Origin of the sequence: Flagellimonas marinaquae (assembly GCF_023716465.1) — a bacterium.
GTDB classification, from domain to species: Bacteria; Bacteroidota; Bacteroidia; order Flavobacteriales; family Flavobacteriaceae; genus Flagellimonas; species Flagellimonas alginolytica.
The window spans coordinates 3,296,851-3,319,046 of the sequence record NZ_CP092415.1; the positions used below are offsets into that span (position 1 = coordinate 3,296,851).

The window sequence follows — 22,196 nt, forward strand, 5'->3', positions numbered from 1 at the left end:
TGAAAAATATTTTGGTTGAATCATTACAAAAAAGTATTTTTGCATCCGCTTTAAATGGTGGTTGTAGCTCAGCTGGTTAGAGCGCTGGATTGTGGTTCCAGAGGTCGCCGGTTCGAACCCGGTCTTCCACCCTTAAGTTTATCAAATCCCAAACCTAATGGTTTGGGATTTTTTGTTTTTAAAAATAATCAAAGTCAAATTCTAGTGTACTTCGTTGTTAGCAGAAGCTTGATCTATAATAATTTTTAGTTTTAGATCATATTTTTCTATCCTTTTTTAAGAAAATAACCTCATCCGTCAATTGAAAAATGCCATCTGTTAAATCATGATTTATTTTTACTTCATTTTAACTATGCTCTTCCCTCTAAACTCCATACGTTGTTACCCTCTCTTTTCTCGGACCATTGGTTAGACAGCTTTTAAACCATACTTTTATTTCAATTTTCACCGTATACTTAGATTCCGAAACTTGTTCGGATTGACCATGGGTTATTTATATTTTCGAGAAATTGAATAAAAAAGCCCTTGTTTTCAAGGGCTTTTAAATTATAAAGATAGCTATTGGTTATTCCGTTGCTTTATCCACCACCAATCTATTTGGGCGATTGGCTATCTCCCATGCCGTATGGAAAATAAGTCGAGAGCGATTTTCCAAAAGATTATAGTTTATTTTATCGGGAGTATCACTTGGTCTATGGTAGTCCGCATGGGTTCCGTTAAAATAGAATATGATCGGAATATTGTTCTTCGCAAAATTGTAGTGGTCACTTCTGTAGTAAAATCTATTGGGATCGTTCTCGTCGTTGTACGTATAATCAAACTCGATATTGGTGTACTTTTTGTTTACCTCCTCCGATAAATTGTGGAGTTCGGTACTAAGTTTGTCGGAACCGATCAGGTATAAATAATTTCGAGAACCTTTGTATTTTGGGTCTATTCTACCGATCATATCTATGTTAAGGTTGGCGACTGTGTTCTCCAATGGGAATACCGGCTCAACATCGGTATAGTATTTGGAACCCAACAATCCTTTTTCTTCTCCGGTAACATGTAAAAATACAATGGAACGCTTGGGGCCTTTGCCTTCTTCGGCAGCTTGCTTAAATGCTTGGGCAATTTCCAAAAGCGCCACAGTACCCGAGCCATCGTCATCAGCACCATTATTGATCTGACCGTCTGCCGTAACCCCGATGTGGTCCAAGTGAGAAGAAATAACCACATACTCCTCCGGTTTTTCGGTACCTTTTAAAAGGGCAACCACATTTTCAGAATCTATATTGTCGTTACTGCCGGTTAAACTCAAGTTTACATTGGCTGTAATAGTTTTTGGCGTATGGTCCTTTTCTATATTTTCGAAAAGCGTAGTAGCTGCTTTTTCGTCCAAAACAATCAAAATATCATTGTTGCTGTCATCTGCAAGTTGCATTCGACCACTATTGTTGCTTTCCATAAATCGGAAATATCCTCTAAATCTTGGAAAATTCTGTGAATCAAAATACAGTACCCCTTTGGCGCCTTTTTCCAAAGCCAAAGTAGATTTTTTCCCCATGGCCTCGGACATATTGCTCCAGTCGGATTTTTCCTGACCTCCGGATATTACATAAGTTCCATCGGTGTTTTGAGGTTCGCCGGCTTTTATAAGTACCAGTTTGCCGGATACATCGATTCGGTTGTAATCATTATGATCACCGTCTTCAATTCCAAAACCTGCATAAACAATTTCATTAAAAGTACCTTGCGCTGGGCTAAATGCTACGGCATGTTCTCCTAAAGAAAAACTTTCGTTGTTGAAGGTTACATTGCCTTTTGGCACTTTGGTTTCTTGCAATGCTACTTTTTGAAAATAGTTTCCATTGGATTGTGCAGCGGGTATGTTCAAGGACTCGTAATGCGCCTTTATATATTCCACAGCCTTTTTTTGGCCAGGTTTTCCAGTTTCCCTGCCTTCAAACTCATCGGAAGCATAAGTGTACAGGTGTTCTTTTAGTTCGGTTTCTGTAATTGATTCCGCATAAGGTACGGGGTCTGCTACAGGTTGGGTTTTTGCTACTTCCGAAACCGTTTTTTGGGAAGTGTTACAGGCAAAGGCTAAGCCCAATACCAATAAGGATAATTTTTTCATTTGTGTTTTTAAGTTATCTGAATCCTCCAAAAATAGTTAAAAGTTTAGGAAAGAAATTACTATTCTAAGATAAACATTATCAAACCCATTGCGTAACTTGGTCCCCTTTTAGTGGATTTATTAAACTTGTACGTATTATGGGCAAGAATAAGAGTGTAGTAGTAGTAGGTGGAGGAATAATAGGACTATCTACCGCATACTTTCTTCAAAGGGAAGGCCATCAGGTAACCGTTTTGGACAAGTCCGATATTTCTTCGGGGGCTTCTTTTGTAAACGCGGGGTATCTTACACCAAGTCACATTATTTCCTTGGCTTCCCCCGGAATGATTACCAAAGGAATAAAATACATGTTCAATTCTTCCAGTCCCTTTTACATGAAACCTCGTTTGGATCCCGAGTTTATGAAATGGGCGTGGTATTTTAAAAAATCCTCGACACGAACAAAGGTCGATTTGGCAATGCCGGTGATTCGGGACATAAATCTGTTAAGTAGAGAGTTGTACGAAGCCATACAGTCTTCCGGTGATTTAGGTACATTTAAAATAGGGGATAAAGGTCTGTTGATGATGTTCCAAACCGATGAGGCCCGCGACCATGAGATGGAGGTGGTGGAAAAGGCCAGCACCTTGGGATTGGATGGCAAATTGTTGTCCAAGGAAGAGCTAACGGCACTCGAACCAAATATAAAGGTCAATGCCAAAGGCGCTATACTTTGGGAATGTGATCGCCACACAACACCCCCGTTGATCATGGAAAATATGGTAAAACACCTAAATACAAGTGGAGTGGCCATCCATAAAAACGAGGAAGTATCCGATATAGCTTTTTCCAACGGTAAAATAACCGAGGTAAAAACGAACAAGGCCTCCTATGCGGCAGACGAAGTTGTTCTTGCCGCAGGTTCATGGACATCGAACATATCAAAAAAATTAAACCTAAAACTGCCGTTACAAGCTGGCAAGGGATATCGAATAAATGTGGAAGAACCTACGAACATTTCCATGCCCGCCATTTTAATGGAAAAGAAGATTGCCGTAACCCCAATGGAAGGGTTTACCCGTTTCGCGGGCACTATGGAATTTTCGGGGATAAACCATACTATACGAAAAGAAAGAGTGGAAGCCATTGCAAAAGGTGTGGAGGGTTATTATGAAGGATTACAGGTTCCGGAAAAGGCCAAAACGAATGCAAGTTGTGGATTGAGACCAGTATCACCAGATGGGCTTCCATATATTGGAAGACCAAAAGGAATCAAAAATTTAACCGTAGCCACCGGACACGCCATGATGGGGTGGAGCTTGGGACCGGCAACGGGCAAGTTGATCACCGAACTTGTTTCCGGGCAGTCACTCTCCATGGACATACAACCGTTCGACCCCGACCGTAAATTTTAGATCATAAAATTTTTTTATTGAGGGGTTTTTTAATGTGGCATAGATTTTTCAGTTGACTTTTTTACAACTAATTTTACAGTATGAGAAACCTCAGTTACATCCCAATCTTAATTTTAGTGCTCAATTTGACCGCACTTAGGTCGCAAGAGCTTAAAATTTTCACATTAAATGACTTCGATCTAAAGGGAAAAGTGAAGACCTGTTTGGTTTCTACCGATTATGGCAAGGAACTGTTCGAATTCAATAAAAATGGGGTGTTAAAGAAAACGGTCACGCAGTACAACGACAATGACCAAGACATTACCTATTACACCTATAAAGATGGTGAATTGTTGGAAAAACGGATGGAAAGCTATAAGAACAATGTCCTGGACGAATCCACTTCAATGGCCAATTTTTATGAAGTGGATACCATTCCCAATAGAAAAGTAACGGAAAAGATAATTTCTTACGACAAACAATTTTTAGAGCAAGAACAATATTATTATGATGAAGCTGGAAGGTTGGTCCGTATCATCTCGTCCAATGTAGAGGGGGTAGATGAAACCACCTTGGAATATACCCAGGTAAAAAATGAACTTACCGTGAGTACATTTACTAATGGTATTTTGCAAAAAGCGGTAAGAAATTCCATTAAAAAGACCCCAAATGGTGATCAGGAGGTGATTTTGACCAAGGAATATATTGATGGTGAACCGAATACTGCCACGGAAGAAGTATTCAACAGTGCAGGAAAGTTGGTGACCAGCGAGGAATTCTTGTACGATTTTACAGAAAAAGAATTCGTTTCACAAAAAAAGCGGTATTATCAATATACCGATGGTGTTTTGAGCAAGGTGATAAAAAAGACCATTAATACGGAATCTGCGGAAAAGTACATTTTTCAGTTCGATAATCATAAGCCCAGCAATTGGGTCAAGCAAATCGTAACACCTGGCAATACCTATACCACAAGGACTATCACATACTACCCGGAAGAGGATTTAAAAGAAGAAACCAGCAACTAAATAATACTATACTAAATTCTGGATTATTTCCGGTTGTACTTCATGGCCACCAATGAAAGTCATGGTTTCGGCCATGCCACGGAACAAAGTGTCACTTTTTACTTTTTCGTTTTTTAAGCGTTCTGGATTTAGATATTGATCTTGGTCTCCGTACACAATTTTGATTTGGGTACTATTATAATCTAAAAACTCAAAATCTTGAGCGGTAAGTTCGTTGGGAATACCCCCGGCATACAACACAATAAGTTTACAATTCACTTTTTTACGGGCCAACCATCGGGTGGCCACCGATACACCTTGCGAAAAACCGAAGAGGATCAAATCAACACCTTTTGGAAGCTTTTCCGAATCGAGGACAGCATCAATATAATTGATCACATTATTGATTTCCGTTGCAGTGTTTTCCTTGGTCAACCAACTGGCGCCAACATATTTATACTCATTTTTTAAATAATATTTGGACGGAGCCTGCGGTACAATAATGTAGTTTTCTTCTGGATCTAGACCATTAAAGTATTTTACAAAATAGCGGCTTAAATAGCCTATTCCATGGAAAACCAACCAAACATTTTTTGTTTTGGGACCTAATTTGTTCTGCGTCAGATATGTATTCTGAGTAGTGTAGCTTACGGTTTTCTCTTTGTTGGACATGTTCAGTTAGGCTTTAATGAATATTGCAAAAGCTTTGCGTAATTTTACAAAAAAGTAGAGCGATGAACGAACACAAGGAGAAAATTCTCTCCGTTTGCAACCAGATATGCAAAGGGACCTTAATGGAAACTCTGGATATAACATATATAGATGTTGGCGAAAACTTCCTTTTGGCCAAAATGCCCGTAACACCAAAAGTACACCAGCCCGATGGTGTTTTGCACGGTGGTGCCTCTGTGGCGTTGGCAGAAAGTGTGGGAAGTGCGGCATCTTATGTTTTTTTGGACGGAAACGAGTTTTTTGTGCGCGGTATAGAGATTTCCGCTAACCATGTGCGTTCCATAAAAGAAGGATATGTGTACGCAAGGGCATCCATTTTACACAAAGGACGAACGACTCAGTTATGGGAAATAAAAATAACGGACGAGGAAGGAAACCTGATATCCAATTGTAAACTCACGACCATTGCATTACCTAGAAAATAAAGAACCCGAAGCAATTTTTGAAAAGGTGGTTCACTGCCTTGAAAATGGTTTGCCCTTTGCCATATATCGCAAACCCGACCAACAGGAACTACAGGCCGTTTTTCAAACAGATAAGGACCTTTTAGTTTCCAAGGATTTTGATGAGAAAGGATTTCTTTTTGCTCCTTTCGATACCGAGGGTGATGCCATTTTGATCAGACCGGATGAAGTATGGAAAGGAAAATATAAAACAGAGATCCTTGCCCATACCGCCCACATAAATTTGGTGGAAGATGGTAAGGAAATTCATGTTGACTTAATAAAAAAAGGCATACAGGAAATTAAAAAAGGCAGATTGCAAAAGGTAGTGCTCTCAAGAAAGATCGAGGTACCGTTGACCAAATCACCTCTTGAAATTTTCAAGGCCCTTTTGGGCACCTGTCCCCATGCATTTGGTTACCTTTTTCATCATCCAAAGGTAGGTACATGGTGTGGTGCCACACCAGAAACATTGGTCAAAGTAAAAGACAAGGAGCTAAACACCATGTCGTTGGCAGCGACACTCCCTTACGTTGCAGGGGAAGTACCAAAATGGGGTAGCAAAGAGGTAGATGAACAACAAATGGTTTCCGAGTACATCGGAGATAAATTGGCCCATACCATGGAACATTTGGAAATAGATGATGCCGAATCCGTCCGGGCCGGTACACTATGGCACTTAAGGTCCGAGGTGAGGGGAACCATGCTCCCGAATATTAAAACCAAAGAGGCAGTAAGGGCCTTGCATCCCACGCCGGCGATCTGTGGTATTCCTACGGCCGAAGCAAAAGAGTTTATAAAGAAGAACGAAAACTATAAAAGAACGTTCTATACCGGATTTTTGGGAGAATTGAACTTTGGTGCAAAAGAGGAAACCTCACTCTACGTAAACCTTCGTTGTATGGAATTGAACAAATACAATGCAACCATATTTGTTGGTGGTGGCATTACCGAAGCATCCGACCCGGAAAGTGAATGGGTCGAAACCCAAAACAAAAGTAAGACCATGTTGAATGTCCTTTAAATAGAAGCTATCTAATTTAAGGCATTACCACAAAGATGATGTATTTTTGTAATCCATGATGTACTCAGATATTCCTGCTGCACAAACCTTGGTTCTGAACTTTAGATCAAGGGGAGTTAAAAACATTGTAATCTCACCGGGATCAAGAAATGCCCCACTTACAATAAGTTTCACAAAAAATCCTTTTTTTAATTGTTACAGCATTGTGGATGAGCGCTGTGCGGCATTTTTTGCCTTGGGAATGGCACAACACTTGCAGGAACCTGTCGCCGTTTTATGTTCATCGGGAAGCGCCATGTTAAATTTTTACCCTGCAGTCGCCGAAGCTTTTTACAGCGATATCCCTCTCATTGTAATTTCGGCGGATAGACCCGCATACCGAATCGATATTGGAGATGGACAGACCATTCGCCAAGAAAATGTTTTGGAAAAACATACAAGCTATTCGGCCAATTTAAAGCAAGATGTGTCCCACGCACGAAATATCATATTAAAATTTGGTAAATCGTTGTTGCGGGAAAGTCAGGAAGAAGTACAATCCTTCAATCAAACAGAAATAGATCGAGCCTTAACGGTAGCGTTTTTGGAAAAAGCCCCGGTGCACATCAATATTCCTTTTGAAGAACCTCTGTACGGAAGGGTAGAGGAACCGTCGATAGAGCGTCTTGATGAAAAAAAATTCTTGACCAAGAGCTTATCCGATAATCAAGATTGGGAAGAATTGGCAAAAACATGGGCCAATAGTTCCAGAAAAATGATTCTGGTAGGGGTAAATCAGCCCAACACCATTGAAGATGAAGTGCTTCAAAAGCTGGCTAATGACCCAAACACCGTGCTGTTTACCGAAACTACCTCGAATTTGCATCATCCGGAGTTTTTTGAGAGTATAGACAGTATCATAGCGCCTATTGAAAAATCCGGGAAGAAAAATACGTTGTTCGAACAACTGCGACCAGAACTATTGTTGACCTTTGGGGGATTGATCGTATCCAAAAAAATAAAAGCTTTTTTAAGGGAGTATACGCCCAAAGAACATTGGCACATCGACACCAAAAAGGCGAACGATACGTTTTACTGCCTAACCAAGCATATTACAATAGGCCCAAATCTCTTTTTTAAAAAAATAGTTGGGCAAGATGTAACCGCACAAAGCGAATACAAATCTTTTTGGGAACGGAAAAAGAATCAATACGAAAAAAAGCGTGATGCTTACCTTAAGGAAATTCCATTCTCGGATTTTAAGGTCTTTGATCACATTATAAAGGGAATACCCAAAGGGTATCAAGTACATTTGGCCAATAGTTCCACGGTTAGATATGCCCAACTGTTTCCAATGGACAGGTCGTTGAAGGTATTCTGTAATCGTGGCACCAGTGGTATCGACGGCAGTACATCCACTGCAGTGGGCAGTTCAATTTTTAGCGCCGAACCCACTTTGTTGTTAACGGGAGACCTTAGTTTTTTCTATGACAGCAATGGGCTATGGAATCAATATTTACGTCCCGATTTTAGGATTGTGCTCATCAATAATTCGGGAGGCGGTATTTTTAGAATATTGCCGGGGAAAGAGGACACAAAGGAGTTCGAGACCTTTTTTGAGACCAGCCATGGGTTATCTGCAAAACATCTTGCCGAAATGTACGGCTTTGACTATTTGGTTGCCGAAAACGAGGATGAACTTTTAAAGGGGACGAACGAGTTTTATGCAACTTCCGACCGACCTAAACTATTGGAAATAAGAACGCCTCGTGAACTGAACAATAAAATTTTGCTTGGATACTTCGATTTTATATCTTAGAACCTTAACTATAAATAAAAAAGAACACTAACAGATTATGAGCAAAAGAGACGAATTGATCGAGAAGTACGCAGAAGACATCAAAAACAAATTTGGACAGACTCCAGACATGGATTTTCTGACCAAGGTGGCCATAGGGTTGGGTCCGGCCATCTATAACTTGGACGCCTCCAAGGTATCAGGTTCCGATGATAAGGAGCTGGAAACGGTTAAAAACAATTTTTTGATCAAAAAATTGGGGCTGGCCGATACGCCGGCACTAATGGAATCGATCAAAAGTGTTATCGATTCATACGGTCAATCTGAAAAAAACAAACATCGTGCGGTAATTTACTATATGTTGGCCAAACATTTCGGCAAGGAATCCGTTTACAATTAAGCGTCCACAAAACTAAATTAAAAGCTGTCCTTGTTAAGACAGCTTTTTTTATACCCATTTTTTACAGCTACCTTTGCCCTATGATAGAATTGGGAAATTACAATACCCTTAAAGTGTTAAGGAGCACGAGTATAGGTCTTTTTTTAGGTGATGATGAAGGAACAGAGATTCTTTTACCGAATAAATATGTTCCGTCCGATTTTGAGATTGATCAAGAAATGGATGTGTTCTGTTATTTGGACAATGCGGAAAGACCTATTTCTACTACCTTAAAGCCAAAAATCGTACGTAACGGATTTGCGTATTTAAAAGTGGTCGAAGTCGGGGCATACGGTGCTTTTTTGGATTGGGGACTGGAGAAGCATTTGCTTGTTCCCTTTAGGGAGCAATCCCACAGAATGGAGGAGGGTCAAAGCTATGTGGTACATTGCTATATGGATGAGGAAAGTATGCGTCTTACCGGATCTAGCAGAGTAGATAAATTTTTATCCAACGAAAGCGTTGCGTACGACCAGAACGATCAGGTAGATCTTTTAATTTACCGTAAGACCCCTTTGGGGTGGGAAGTGATCGTGGATAACCGTCACAAAGGTCTGGTTTTCGATAGCGATATCTATAGGCCTTTAGAAATCGGTGACCAGGTCAAAGGTTATGTAAAAAGTGTGCGAGATGATAAGAAGATAGATATCTCGCTGCAACCCATTGGGGCAAAAATGTTGGAGCCTACGGCAAAATTTATCTTTGATAAACTTGTAAAGAACAACGGATTCTTGCCCCTGCACGACAAGTCGTCCCCTGAAGAGATACAGCACACACTGCACATGAGCAAGAAGGCATTTAAAAAAGGCGTTGGTATTTTATATCGTCGACGAAAAATCGATATTCAGGACGATGGGATCCATTTGTTGGGAGACTAGATCGGAATCTGGATTTGGATTTTTGTGTTTAATGCAGCTCTAAAGTTTTTTTCTTTAGTTAAATATTTTATTTTTGTGAAGATACAGATTAACTTATTGGTTGTTATGCTCTTAGCATGACGCATAATTATAACCCCCTCCAGGATATGCCTTTTATTGAAGAAAGCGATTTGTTGGACCTTCATAAGGATATAGATAAGGCCCAAATTATCAACGAAAGACTCCTTGATCAGATAAAGTACAAGAACAAAGATCTTCGCAAAATTAAGTTACAACGTAACATCCTTATGGGATTTGTTGGATTATTTGTAATTGGTGCGCTGGCCATCACTTCGTTCACTGCAGGCCTTAGCAGCAAACAATCTTTTGAGAACCAAGGAAATCTTTTGGTATCCATAGACAGCTTGGATGTGATCAAGGCCAGGATAGACAATTTAAAATCCCAAAACGAAGAGCTTAGCTTGGTAAAGGAATTTTACTTGGCCAAAGAGTTTTTGAACAAGGAAATGATCTATTCCGTACAAGTTAAATCGTTTGTGGAGAATAATGTAACACTTGCGTCCGAGGCATTGACCAATACATTATTTGTAAAAACCAACCCTTTTTATGCGTATTCTTTGGGTAATTTTGAAACCTTGGAGGAAGCTCAAAAATTTAGAAAGCAACTGGTACAGATGGGGTTTGACGATGCTTTTGTAGCTTCTTATAAGGATGGTCAAAGAGTTAAAATAGAAGATCCGTATTAATCTTGGGAAAAACAAAGGCTTGGATACAGGCCGCTAGACTGCGCACACTACCTTTATCTTTATCGGGCATTATTGTGGGAACTGCTTTGGCCAGTTTACACGCTCAATTCGAATTGTCCATATTTATTTTGGCCCTTTTGACAACTGTAGGTTTTCAAGTAACCTCCAATTTTGCCAACGATTACGGAGACGGGGTAAAGGGTACCGATAACAAAGATCGTGTTGGTCCTGCAAGAGCTTTGCAAAGTGGCACCATCTCACGAACATCACTCAAAGCCGGGGTAATCATTTCTGCTCTAATAAGTTTGGCCATAGCAGTAGTTCTCATCTATTTAGCTTTTGGGGCGGGTAATTTCGCCTATGTCCTCGTTTTTTTGGTCCTAGGCCTGTTAAGTATTTGGGCATCCATTAAATATACGGTAGGCTCCAACGCTTATGGCTACCGAGGATTGGGAGATCTTTTTGTATTTCTTTTTTTTGGATTGTTAGGTGTATTGGGCAGTATGTTCTTATACACCAAAACCTTGGAATGGCCTTCAATTTTACCAGCAATTTCAATTGGGCTATTATGCGTGGCCGTGTTAAATCTGAACAACCTAAGGGATGTGGTATCCGATAAAAAGCATGGTAAGAACACACTGATCGTTAAAATGGGATTTGAGAATGGCAAACGCTATCATCTTGGTTTGATTTTTACCGCGCTGCTATGCTTTTTAGCTTATATAATTGTAATTGGTTTTGACTGGAAACAATCCTTTTTTATGCTGGCGTTTGTTCCATTATTGATTCATTTGCGAACCGTTATGGCCACCAAAGAACCTGTTCGGTTGGACCCCGAACTTAAGAAAGTGGCGTTGAGCACCTTTTTGTTAGCGGTTTTATTCTTCATTTCAGTCAATATTTTTTTGTAAATTTGACTTACAACCAAATAAACTTTAAGGAACTTGGAACATCCGATAAAAATTTTGATCGTAGAGGACAATGTTATCATTGCTGATGATATGCAGTCCATGTTAGAGGAAATCGGCTATGAAATTGTTGATAATGTCATAGTGTACGAACAAGCGGTAGATGTGTTAAAGAACAACCATGTTGATTTGGTACTTATCGATATCATCTTGGCCTCGGACAAAACAGGTATAGATCTAGGTAAGCATATTCGCGAAACGTACAACATTCCATTCATCTTTGTAACCTCGAACTCGGATCGTGCAACAGTGGAAAATGCCAAAACGGTTAAACCAGATGGTTATTTGGTAAAACCTTTTGAACAACAAGATCTCTATACATCCATAGAAATTGCACTGTCAAATTTCAATTATGCCAAAAAAGGCGCGGAAAAAGTTGAGGAGAATCAAGAAGCAGCCGACGAAATCACATCGAACTCTGTATTAAAAGATTCCATTTTTGTAAAGAAACAACACTTGTACTACAGGATTCAGTTTACCGACATACAATTTATCAAGGCTGATAATGTGTATTTGGAGGTTAACACTGTGGATAAAAAGTTTTTGGTACGGTCTCCCTTAAAAGATTATTTGGAGAAATTGCCCAAGAACAAATTTTATAGAGCCCATAAATCATATATCGTAAATGTGGACCATATTGATGCCATCAATTCAAAAGATATAATGATCAACAATAATCTTATTCCGATCTCCAAGGATTTTAAGGAGTTTATTCTTTCATCAATGAACAGTTAACGTTCCCCTTAATCAAAGAATAGAATGAGGTGCCCTTTAGGGCACTTTTTTTTTGGCAATGCCATCAAGTTTTGGGGTTACCACAACTTTTGGTAGGTTCACAACAATAATTTTCTCCCTTTGGACCCTACCGCTACTTTAGCAGTGTAATAATCAAGAAAGTAATTTTTTCATTTTCATATAGTGTTCTCGTAAAAGGGTCTTGTTCTAAAAAACAGGGCCTTTTTCAATTTTAAGCGCCTCTGTCCTGTTCGGATTTATCCATAAAAAGCACAAAACATCGATAAATTACCCATATACCTATGTTTTATATTGTTTCACAACAGAAAACATAGGTTTCACAACAATAGTGGGCAACTCTCTCCCTTGGGATTTAATTTTGTGGACAAACTAACGTTCTTTATATACCCCATACATTGCAATTCAGTTGGATATTCCATTTATTGGATTGGAGTGCTATCGGGACAATAAAGGAAAAAAGGGCACGATAATAATATAGGACCGCCTCTGGAGTGGTCACTGTATCAATTTAATTAATGGGACGTTACGTAATTTTATTTACCTCAGTATTTTTAATTTTTTTCTATGCTGCATCGGGGCAGGACCTTGCCTTTGATGAAGAAAGCAAACTGAAAGAATTTCAGGATACCGATCTACCATCACAACGATTCGATGTATTTTTTAATTCATTGGATCGCTATAACGTGAACTCTGCATACGATTGGTTGGATACCATTAAAATTTATTTGTCCAACGCACAAAAAACAGAGGACACCACAGCTACACGACTATACAAAGTAATGCAGGCCCAAGTGTACAACGATCTGGGGGAATACGACAAAAGTACCGCGTTGGCCAAAGAGCTTTACGACATCAAAGATTCACTCGATACCGATTCAAAAAAGGTAATTTTGGATGTGTTGGACGATAATTATGCCAACCTACAGCTGTACGACAAGCAAATAGAGATCCGAAAGCAAAAACGTGAACTGGGCATTACGAACAATGTATCATTCTACGATATATATAGTAACCTTGGACTTTACCGAAAAGCAAGGAACCAATATATTATGGAGGTTAAGCCTACCATTGCGGACAACGACTCCTACGGTTTGGCCAAGTATCATAGCAAAGTTGGGAATTACCTTAGATTGGACGATTCCGCTCCAACCGCACTGAGCGAACTAAAAAAAGCGAATCACTACTTGGGCGTTTACATGAACGATATCACCGCCCAAAAAAGTGCATCGGATATGTTCGAGAGCGAGCTGTTAAAGGCCGAGATCGAAGGAAATATAGCCAAGTGCCATGTAATGATGGGCAATTACGAAGATGCCGTGCCACTTTTGCAATCCAGCATCGAAACCTTGACCAAATCACCTTATAACAAGGATAAAACCGAAGTTGTGGACAACACGCTTTTCTTGGCAGAAGCCAATTTGCAAATGGAACGCTTTTCCGAGGCCAAAAAACACCTCGATACGGAGTTCGACAACATATCGGTATTGCAAACGATAAAGAAGAACAGTTTGTTGGCCGCTTTTTATGATAAGGTCGAAAACTTTAAGAATGCATCCATCTACTACAAAAGAAACGAAAGGATCAAGGATTCTCTGGCCAAAAAACAATCGGCACTGATAAAACAACAGCTGGTAACCATAGTAGCCAACGAGGATTTGGAAAATTCCCAAAGATTGATAGATGAGCAAAAAAAGATAAACGAATTGGCCCGCAGCGAAATGAAAGCCAAAGATGAGCGTATTAATTTGGTATTTATTTCACTCATATTTACCCTTTTAGGTTTTGCGGGATTGGTGTATGCTTATTTAAAGAGTATAAAAAACCAACGATTAATTGCGGAGCAGAAACATATTATCGAAAACTCATTGGTCGAAAAGGATTCCTTACTGAAAGAAATTCACCATAGGGTGAAGAACAATCTACAGATGGTTTCCAGTTTATTGAGCCTACAGACCAAGAACACTAGGAGCAAAGCGGCAATCGTTGCCCTTGAAGAAGGGAAGAGTAGGGTAAAGGCCATGGCATTGATCCATCAAAAATTATATCAGAACGATGATCTTTCGGTAATAGAAATGCAAGGCTATATTGAAAGTTTGATCAATAGCGTACAATCAGTTTATAAAAAGGGAGGGCACAACATCAGTATTACCATTGATGCCGAAGGAACCGAACTTGACATTGATCGCGCTATTCCTTTTGGATTGATTTTAAACGAGTTGGTTTCCAATTCGTTTAAATACGCATTTCCCGAGAATGACGAAAATGGAAAAATCTACATCCATTTACGCAAAAATGGGGACCAAGGATATTTTGAATATACCGATAATGGTATAGGGCTCCCGGAAGATAGCGATGAGAGGGCACACTCCTCGATGGGACTGCGATTGATCAATAGATTGGTGAACCAGCTTCAATCCAAGCTCAATGTGGACAGGGATCAAGAAGGGGTTCGGTTTTGGTTCAACTTTAGTTGATCTATCTTACCCGACTTTTTAAAACCATTTTATGCAAAAGTTTAGGAAAGAATCTCTTAAGATAGATTCCCTTTACTTCTTTTCCGCCAACATAAACTTCAAATTTATCTTTTTCGATGTCCTTGATCATTTTTTTGGCGGCCGTTTCGGGATCAATCCCATTTTGCGTGGCAACGTCGTCCTCTTGTTGTGGAGAGCCATCGGCCGTTAACGCATTTTTTGCAACATTGGTACGTACAAAGCCAGGGCAAACCAAGGTAACGTTAACGCCATCTTTTTCATGCTCCATTCGCATCACATCAAAAAAACCATGTAATGCATGTTTGGCACCACAGTAGCCCGAACGATATGGAGAACCAAATTTTCCCATTAAGCTGGTAACAGTTACAAAATGTCCGGATCCGTTACGGATAAAATGAGGAAGGATCGCCTTGGAGAGCGCCACAGTGCCCAAATAATTAATAGTGATAAGCTGTTCATAAACGTCCAGCTTGGTATCCATGATCAACGATCGTTGGCTTATTCCGGCATTGTTGATCAATATATCGACCTTCCCAAAAAAGGAAATTGCCATTTGGGCCAAATGCTCCATTTTGTCAAGATCTTGCAGATCCAATGGAAGAACGGCAATGTTATCTGTACCTCCGCATAATTCCTTTACCTTTTCGAGTTCGCCCTTTTTCCGAGAGGACAAAATTAGGTTGCAGGATCGCGAACCCAGTTCCAGGGCCAGACTTTTTCCAATTCCAGATGATGCCCCGGTAATCCATATCGTTTTTCCATGGATACTTCCCATAACTCCTTTTTTAGATTTAAAATATACTTAAATTTGACCTACTTCATGAAAGCAAGCTATAAAAAGTACACCCTCGATTTTAAAGTTCCCAGCGGAACCTCCCGTGGGGTAATGATACAGAAGGAAACTTGGTACATTATATTGCAGGACCATGCAAAAATAGGTGTAGGCGAATGTGGCATTTTGCGGGGTTTAAGTGTGGACGACCGACCGGACTACGAAGAAAAACTTGCTTGGACCTGCCAAAATATACACATGAACAAGGCGGAACTCTTATTGCAATTAAAGGAGTTTCCCTCTATTCAGTTTGGCGTGGAACAAGCCTTATTGTCCTTTCGATCACCAAAATGCTTTGAATTGTTCCCTTCGGATTTTACAAAAAACGAATCCCCGATCCCGATAAATGGTCTTATTTGGATGGGAAATGTGGATTTTATGTTGCGGCAATTAGATCAAAAATTGAAAAATGGTTTTCGCTGTATAAAAATGAAAATCGGAGCAATCGATTTTGATAAAGAAGTAGCCATACTCAAATCCATAAGGGAAAATTTTTCACCTGAAGAAATCGAACTTCGTGTGGATGCCAACGGTGCTTTTTCACCAGCCGAAGCCATGGAAAAGCTCCAAATACTATCAACCTTTAATATTCACTCGATTGAACAGCCCATAAAAGCGGGACAATGGGAAGCAATGGCGGAGTTATGCAAAACAACACCATTGCCCATAGCTTTGGACGAGGAATTGATCGGTATTTTTGATGTAACAAAAAAACAGGAATTACTACAAACCATACAACCCCAATTCATTATTTTAAAACCGAGTTTGGTGGGCGGAATAGAGGGGAGCCGTGAATGGATAGAACTTGTCGAAAACAAAAATATAGGCTGGTGGATTACCAGTGCGTTGGAGAGCAATATTGGGCTCAATGCCATTGCACAATTTACCTATTCGTTAAAAACAACAATGCCTCAAGGTTTGGGAACAGGAAGTTTGTTCACCAACAATATTGAGAGTCCGTTGGAGGTATCACAAGGCAAATTATATTACCGACAAGCAAAAGACTGGGATATGGATTTAATAAAAAACATATGTATATAGAGCAAGGATATAAAGGTAACGAAGGACTTTGGAAGTATTTGGTGTTGCCAATTGGATTTATAGCATTTATGGTACTCAATTATATTACTACCATAAATTCTCCGATAAGTATGGAAGATGCCATGCAACAGATTATAGATCGATTCGGAACAAACCTTGTATTGATTATACTTTTGGCACCTTTGGTGGTTGGCTTTTTTGTTGTGTTGGGATGGACACTATTGGTTCATCAACAATCCATTACCTCACTTACTACATCACGCAAAAAGATTGATTGGAAACGTATTTTTTATGCGTTTGGTTTATGGGGGGGCATTACCATTTTACTCACTGGAATAGGTATTTATTTTTCACCTGAAAATTATGAGCTAAACTTTAATTTGGGAAAGTTCATCCCGCTGGCTATTATAGCCGTATTGCTGATTCCTTTGCAAACCAGCTTTGAAGAATATTTGTTCAGGGGCCATATGATGCAGGGCATAGGGTTAATGGCTAAGAATCGATGGGTCCCGTTGATAATTACTTCCACCTTGTTTGGGTTAATGCATGCTGCCAATCCAGAGGTTGAAAAATTGGGCCCCGGTATAATGATTTATTATATAGGTACAGGTTTCTTCTTGGGGATTTTAACTTTAATGGATGAAGGGCTTGAACTTGCGCTAGGTTTCCATGCGGCCAATAATTTAATAACTGCGTTGTTGGTTACTTCCGATTGGACTGCGTTCCAGACTGACTCAATTTATAAGGACGTTTCGGAACCAGTGCTTGGTTGGGATGTGTTAATTCCTGTTTTTGTGATCTACCCCATTCTTTTATTTATTTTCTCCAGGAAATACGGTTGGAAGAATTGGAAGGACAAACTATTCGGTCGTGTAAAGACCAAAGAAGAATTTGTAGCACTGACCGATGGTAGATCCGACTTGGCGTAACATACATCCAGAATTTCGTCTTAATGGAGGCTTTTTCGGCGTACAACAATTGGAGGAACTTGCCAATAACTTAAAACAAGAAAAAGCATTTAAAAAAGATATCGGGGCGTTCTTGTTGGATTGGATATCCAACTCTGAAACATTAAATGTGAATACCTCGGGTTCTACCGGCAACCCGAAAACCATTCAGCTCAAAAAAGAGCATATGGTAAATTCCGCTTTGGCCACAGGAGAATATTTTGATTTAAAACCAGGTCAAAAAGCACTTTTGTGTTTGCCTTGTACCGGAATTGCCGGTAAAATGATGTTGGTCCGGGCCATGGTACTCGGATTGCAACTGGATTTTGTTCAGCCCACATCGAGCCCTTTGTCCAAAATGGACAAAACTTACGATTTTGTGGCCATGGTTCCCTTACAGGTTAAAAATTCCCTGCCCCATTTACAAAGAGTGAGAAAATTGATAATTGGCGGTGCCCCGGTGGATTTACAGTTGAGGGAGCAATTGAACCAATTGCCCGTGCAAGCTTTTGAAACTTATGGAATGACGGAGACCATAACCCATATTGCAGTAAAACCCGTCAGCGGGAACTCTTTAAAGTACTTTGAGGCACTTCCACATGTAACTGTTTCACAAGACAAAAGAGGATGCCTTGTAATTGATGCTCCAAAAGTTACCGATACAAAAATCATAACCAACGACCTAGTTGAGCTCTTAAGTAATACAACTTTTATTTGGGTCGGTAGATTCGATTCTATCATAAATTCCGGCGGTATAAAATTGATGCCCGAAAAAATAGAGGAAAAACTGGAATCACTCATTTCCTCTCGATTTTTTGTCTCAGGTTTACCAGATAAGATATTGGGTCAAAAATTAGTGCTCGTGATCGAAGGAAATCCTTCGGACGAACAAGAACTGATCAGAACTATTTCAGGTTTAAAGGAATTATCAAAATATGAAGTGCCGAAGCAAGTTTACTTTGTAAAAACTTTTCAAGAAACAACGACCAAGAAAGTAGATCGTAAAAAAACCTTGGAACAAGTTATTTAAGTTTTGTATTTTCAGAACGTTAAATAATCAACCATGCAAAAAATCTTCAACCTTACTTTTCTACTCTTGCCTTTTATTGTTTTATCCCAACAAATTCTGCCCGAGGCGGAACGTGCTCGTGTGGTGGATGAAATTCTTGAGGAACGATTCACCGATTTGCTTCCTAAATTAATGGATGATACGGGAATAGATATGTGGGTTCTTATATCCAGGGAATATAACGAGGACCCAGTCCTAAAAACCATGCTTCCGGCCACATGGCTGAATGCCCGTAGACGAACCATTCTGCTTTTTTATAGGGACCAGGAAAACAATACCATGGATAGATTGGCCGTAGCACGCTACAATGTGGGCAAAAGTATTATCTCCGCTTGGGACAAGGACAAAGAGCCAAACCAATGGAAACGATTAATGCAGTTGATTTCCGAACGTGACCCTAATACGATCGGTTTAAATTTTTCTAAAGACCATAATATAGCGGATGGTTTGGATAAGACCGATTTTGATGAGTTTATGGCCAATCTTCCCAAAAAGTATCACTCACGGGTAAAGTCGGCAGAGCAGTTGGCCGTTAGATGGATAGAGACACGTACTGCTCGGGAAATGACAATTTTCAATCAACTCGTGGATATTACCCATGATATAATTGCAGAAGCTTTTTCAGAAAAAGTAATTACGCCGGGAGTAACCACAACCACCGAGGTAGAATGGTGGATGCGTCAAAAAGTAACAGATCTTGGTTTAGAGACCTGGTTTCATCCCACTGTGGATGTTCAGCGCACCAGTGAAGAATTGGTAAGCCATTTATATTCATTTTCCGGAAGGCCAGATGACGAAATTATACAACAGGGAGATTTGTTGCATTGCGATTTTGGGATAAGCTACCTTGGTCTTAATACTGATTGTCAGGAATTGGCCTATGTTTTAAAACCAAAGGAAACCGAGGCCCCAACATTTTTGGTAAACGCCCTGTACGATGGTAACCGAGTGCAGGATTATCTAACCCAGAACATGGTAGCAGGAAGGGTAGGCAACGACATTTTGGCCAAGGCCTTGCAAGATGCCAAAAACGCTGGACTGCGACCAGCAATATACACCCATCCATTAGGAAGTTATGGCCACTCCGCAGGTACTACCATTGGCATGTGGGATGCCCAAGGAGGTGTTATGAAGGACGATGGAGAGAATTACCCCTTAAATCCAAACACGGTGTACGCCATTGAGTTGAATACCACTGTGAATATCCCGGAATGGAATCGCGATATACGAATTATGCTGGAAGAAGCTGGCTTTTTTGGGGAAAACGGATTTCGTTATGTTAATGGTAGACAAACAGAGCTAATGCTGATTCCTAGAGTAAAAGATCATTTGGGCAACTAAGATCAAGGCATGAGAAAAAACTTTTCGATAATTGCGTTCCTGACTTTTATATTGGTATTTTCCCAAGAGAATACCGATACCAAGATTACTATTTGTTGGGACACTTCTTTTTCCATGTTGGAGAGGGATATTGAAAAGGAGTTTGAAATATTGGATAAAATACTCCACCGTTCACCCGAACTGAGCGTACAACTTATTCTATTTAATACGGCCATTGAAGAACGGTTTTTTGAAATTTCCGATGGCAACTGGAACGAGCTTAAAGAGGTGTTGACCCATTACAGAGCAGATGGGGGCACCATTTATAATGGCCTGTCCGAAACAATTAAGAATGATCAGGTTTATTTTTTTAGTGATGGCAACGGCCTGCTGCCCAATGTAATCTTACCGGTTAAGAAAGGGAACGTAATTATCAATACAGTGCCGACCAGAAATGTGGAGGTACTTAAAAAATCTGCATTGATAGGTAACGGACGGTTAATGGATTTTGCGGCCATGTTACCAAAAAATAGGGAAAGTACCGTAAATGATCCACCATTAGAAAAAACCATAAAAGGTAAAGTTTACATAGACAATGTTCCACAAACTGATATTGAAATCAGAGTAACGGGGAGCCAAGAGATTTATAAAACAGATGCTACTGGAGCTTTTACAATACCCAGTATTCCGGGCGATTCGATTTTAATATCGAGTAGGTCCTTTAAAACCATGAAAAAAATCCCCATTGGATATTTTTCAGATAATCTGGAAGTATTTTTAAATTCGAACATAACTGCACTCGAAGAAGTTATTGTTTCGGAGAATCGTGTTGAATCCACCACTAAGGATATGGTGGAAACTGGAACGGGTCTTAAAAGCAAGGAAGGTATAGGCTATGCAGTGCAATCTATTGGAAGTGAAGAGATAACGCCCATACAAACCGATTTAAACCAAAGCGTTCAAGGGCGGTTTTCCAATGTGAATTTAAGCCGAGATCAAGACTTGACACAATTTAAGGGAAGAAGCAACAATACGTTGCTGGGCAACACTTATGGCCTTGTGGTAGTGGATGGCATCCCTATACAACAGTCGGATTCGTCCTCCGGTTATGCTGCCGATGCATCTTTTATTGACCCAAACAATGTTGCAGAAATTACGGTTTTAAAAGGGTTGGCCGCTACGAACAGGTATGGGTCATTGGGCAATGCAGGTGTAATTTTGATCACCACTAAAAACGCCCTAAAATCAAAAGGAGCAGGTGGGAGTGTAAATTCGGCACTTGTCCAAAACAATATTTACGATGCAAAATCTAAAATTGTACACCGAGAATCTGCGATAATCAAAACATTGAAAAATGCCCAAAACGTAGAGACAGCATACCATAAGTATTTAGAACTTAGAAACTTCAATTTGGATAATGAATCCTTCTTTTTGGACAGTTTTGAGTTTTTCAAGGACAAGGATGCAAATGTGGCCACCCGGATAATCTCCAATTTACTGGAGCTGAATCCCAAAGACATACATTACTTAAAATTGGTCGAGCTTTCCTCACGAGGTTTAAACGAACTTGAATTGGCCAACTATCTCAACAAGGCCATTTATACAGCCGACCCAACAGCGCTACAACCGTTTTTTACCGAGGCCCAGATCTATTTTGAGAAAGGAGAGTACCAAAAAGCGCTAGATGCGTGGGCTACGTTGGCCAAAGGTGGTGCTTATGGCACTATGCAGGTAGATGCGATCAAAAAATCCTTGAACCGAGAAATTAAAAATCTTGTTTTTCAAAAGAGAACTCTACTCAATGTAACCAAATTGGATGATATCTATTTTAATAACGAGAAGGTCAATGTTCGTTTACGTTTGGAGTGGAGCAACCCCAAAGCCGAATTTCAAATTCAATTTGTAAATCCCCAGAATAGATATTTCAACTGGGAACATACATCCATGGAAGATACGAATAGAATTGCCAACGAAGTTAACCTTGGTTTTGCCATGGAAGAGTTTGAGGTTTACGATGACTTAAAAGGGCTCTGGCAGATCAATATCAACTATCTGGGCAATTTGGACAAGGCCAATACAGACCCCTTGGTACTGTTATGTACCGTTTATACCGATTTTGGCTACCCATCCCAGTCGAGGGAAGTAATTTGGTTGTACGTTGACCAACAAAATAGCAGAAAAGAAATAGTATCCTTTAAAAATTAAGGATTTCCATTTTTTTAATGAG

The 22,196-nt window shown here is 39.9% G+C and carries 19 protein-coding genes and 1 tRNA gene; 17 read left to right on the forward strand and 3 right to left on the reverse strand.

Annotation, left to right across the window (positions count from 1 at the left end; translation table 11 throughout):
* Positions 1-56: 56 nt before the first annotated feature.
* Positions 57-132, forward strand: a tRNA-His gene (locus MJO53_RS14565).
* A 433-nt stretch (positions 133-565) separates the two neighbouring features.
* On the opposite strand, the gene MJO53_RS14570 is transcribed toward MJO53_RS14565, so the two are convergent.
* The gene (locus MJO53_RS14570; protein WP_252079633.1) at positions 566-2,122 is read right to left on the reverse strand and encodes a M28 family peptidase; all 1,557 of its coding nucleotides are present in this window, start codon (positions 2,120-2,122) and stop codon (positions 566-568) included.
* Between the two features lie 137 nt (positions 2,123-2,259).
* Here MJO53_RS14570 and MJO53_RS14575 point away from each other — a divergent pair, with 137 nt between their 5' ends.
* Positions 2,260-3,516: an NAD(P)/FAD-dependent oxidoreductase gene (locus MJO53_RS14575; protein WP_252079634.1), complete on the forward strand. Its 1,257-nt coding sequence runs from the start codon at positions 2,260-2,262 to the stop codon at positions 3,514-3,516.
* 80 nt (positions 3,517-3,596) lie between these two features.
* Positions 3,597-4,523 carry a hypothetical protein gene (locus MJO53_RS14580; protein ID WP_252079635.1) on the forward strand — a complete coding sequence of 309 codons (927 nt, stop codon included), beginning with the start codon at positions 3,597-3,599 and terminating at the stop codon, positions 4,521-4,523.
* A gap of 6 nt (positions 4,524-4,529) precedes the next feature.
* Here MJO53_RS14580 and MJO53_RS14585 read toward each other — a convergent pair whose 3' ends face one another.
* Positions 4,530-5,174 carry an alpha/beta hydrolase gene (locus MJO53_RS14585; RefSeq protein ID WP_252079636.1) on the reverse strand — a complete coding sequence of 215 codons (645 nt, stop codon included), beginning with the start codon at positions 5,172-5,174 and terminating at the stop codon, positions 4,530-4,532.
* A 62-nt stretch (positions 5,175-5,236) separates the two neighbouring features.
* Here MJO53_RS14585 and MJO53_RS14590 point away from each other — a divergent pair, with 62 nt between their 5' ends.
* From MJO53_RS14590 to MJO53_RS14630, 9 genes are all read left to right on the forward strand, one after another.
* On the forward strand, positions 5,237-5,659 hold the full coding sequence (locus MJO53_RS14590) for a PaaI family thioesterase (protein WP_252079637.1): 423 nt from the start codon (positions 5,237-5,239) through the stop codon (positions 5,657-5,659).
* Entirely contained in the window at positions 5,640-6,701 is a 1,062-nt protein-coding gene (locus tag MJO53_RS14595) for a chorismate-binding protein (RefSeq protein ID WP_252079638.1), read from the forward strand. Before MJO53_RS14590 ends, MJO53_RS14595 begins: the two co-directional genes overlap by 20 nt.
* A gap of 55 nt (positions 6,702-6,756) precedes the next feature.
* Positions 6,757-8,499, forward strand: coding sequence for a 2-succinyl-5-enolpyruvyl-6-hydroxy-3-cyclohexene-1-carboxylic-acid synthase (gene menD / locus MJO53_RS14600; RefSeq protein ID WP_252079639.1), 1,743 nt, complete (start codon positions 6,757-6,759; stop codon positions 8,497-8,499).
* A gap of 37 nt (positions 8,500-8,536) precedes the next feature.
* Positions 8,537-8,878 carry a DUF2853 family protein gene (locus MJO53_RS14605; RefSeq protein ID WP_224837281.1) on the forward strand — a complete coding sequence of 114 codons (342 nt, stop codon included), beginning with the start codon at positions 8,537-8,539 and terminating at the stop codon, positions 8,876-8,878.
* A gap of 80 nt (positions 8,879-8,958) precedes the next feature.
* Positions 8,959-9,795 (forward strand): S1 RNA-binding domain-containing protein, encoded by an 837-nt coding sequence (locus MJO53_RS14610; protein ID WP_252079640.1) that lies wholly within the window; start codon positions 8,959-8,961, stop codon positions 9,793-9,795.
* Between the two features lie 146 nt (positions 9,796-9,941).
* A complete protein-coding gene (locus MJO53_RS14615) occupies positions 9,942-10,541 on the forward strand; it encodes an SPOR domain-containing protein (protein ID WP_252079641.1) in 600 nt (199 codons plus the stop codon).
* Between the two features lie 2 nt (positions 10,542-10,543).
* Positions 10,544-11,452, forward strand: a complete 909-nt coding sequence (menA, locus tag MJO53_RS14620) for a 1,4-dihydroxy-2-naphthoate octaprenyltransferase (protein ID WP_252079642.1) — start codon at positions 10,544-10,546, stop codon at positions 11,450-11,452.
* A 33-nt stretch (positions 11,453-11,485) separates the two neighbouring features.
* Positions 11,486-12,244 carry a LytR/AlgR family response regulator transcription factor gene (locus MJO53_RS14625; RefSeq protein ID WP_224837284.1) on the forward strand — a complete coding sequence of 253 codons (759 nt, stop codon included), beginning with the start codon at positions 11,486-11,488 and terminating at the stop codon, positions 12,242-12,244.
* Positions 12,245-12,780: 536 nt separating this feature from the next.
* Positions 12,781-14,739: a histidine kinase dimerization/phosphoacceptor domain -containing protein gene (locus tag MJO53_RS14630; protein ID WP_252079643.1), complete on the forward strand. Its 1,959-nt coding sequence runs from the start codon at positions 12,781-12,783 to the stop codon at positions 14,737-14,739.
* 1 nt (position 14,740) lies between these two features.
* On the opposite strand, the gene MJO53_RS14635 is transcribed toward MJO53_RS14630, so the two are convergent.
* A complete protein-coding gene (locus MJO53_RS14635; RefSeq protein ID WP_252079644.1) occupies positions 14,741-15,535 on the reverse strand; it encodes an SDR family oxidoreductase in 795 nt (264 codons plus the stop codon).
* Positions 15,536-15,580: 45 nt separating this feature from the next.
* On the opposite strand from MJO53_RS14635, the gene menC reads away from it, so the two are divergent.
* Genes menC through MJO53_RS14660 form a run of 5 tightly spaced genes read left to right on the forward strand, consistent with a single transcriptional unit; the run spans position 15,581 to position 22,174 of the window.
* On the forward strand, positions 15,581-16,633 hold the full coding sequence (gene menC, locus MJO53_RS14640; RefSeq protein ID WP_252079645.1) for an o-succinylbenzoate synthase: 1,053 nt from the start codon (positions 15,581-15,583) through the stop codon (positions 16,631-16,633).
* Positions 16,624-17,562 carry a CPBP family intramembrane glutamic endopeptidase gene (locus tag MJO53_RS14645; RefSeq protein WP_252079646.1) on the forward strand — a complete coding sequence of 313 codons (939 nt, stop codon included), beginning with the start codon at positions 16,624-16,626 and terminating at the stop codon, positions 17,560-17,562. The genes menC and MJO53_RS14645 overlap by 10 nt, the downstream gene beginning before the upstream one ends.
* Positions 17,540-18,610: an AMP-binding protein gene (locus tag MJO53_RS14650; RefSeq protein WP_252079647.1), complete on the forward strand. Its 1,071-nt coding sequence runs from the start codon at positions 17,540-17,542 to the stop codon at positions 18,608-18,610. Before MJO53_RS14645 ends, MJO53_RS14650 begins: the two co-directional genes overlap by 23 nt.
* 33 nt (positions 18,611-18,643) lie before the next feature.
* Positions 18,644-19,990 carry a M24 family metallopeptidase gene (locus tag MJO53_RS14655; RefSeq protein ID WP_252079648.1) on the forward strand — a complete coding sequence of 449 codons (1,347 nt, stop codon included), beginning with the start codon at positions 18,644-18,646 and terminating at the stop codon, positions 19,988-19,990.
* A gap of 9 nt (positions 19,991-19,999) precedes the next feature.
* Positions 20,000-22,174, forward strand: a complete 2,175-nt coding sequence (locus MJO53_RS14660) for a TonB-dependent receptor plug domain-containing protein (RefSeq protein WP_252079649.1) — start codon at positions 20,000-20,002, stop codon at positions 22,172-22,174.
* Positions 22,175-22,196: the final 22 nt, after the last annotated feature.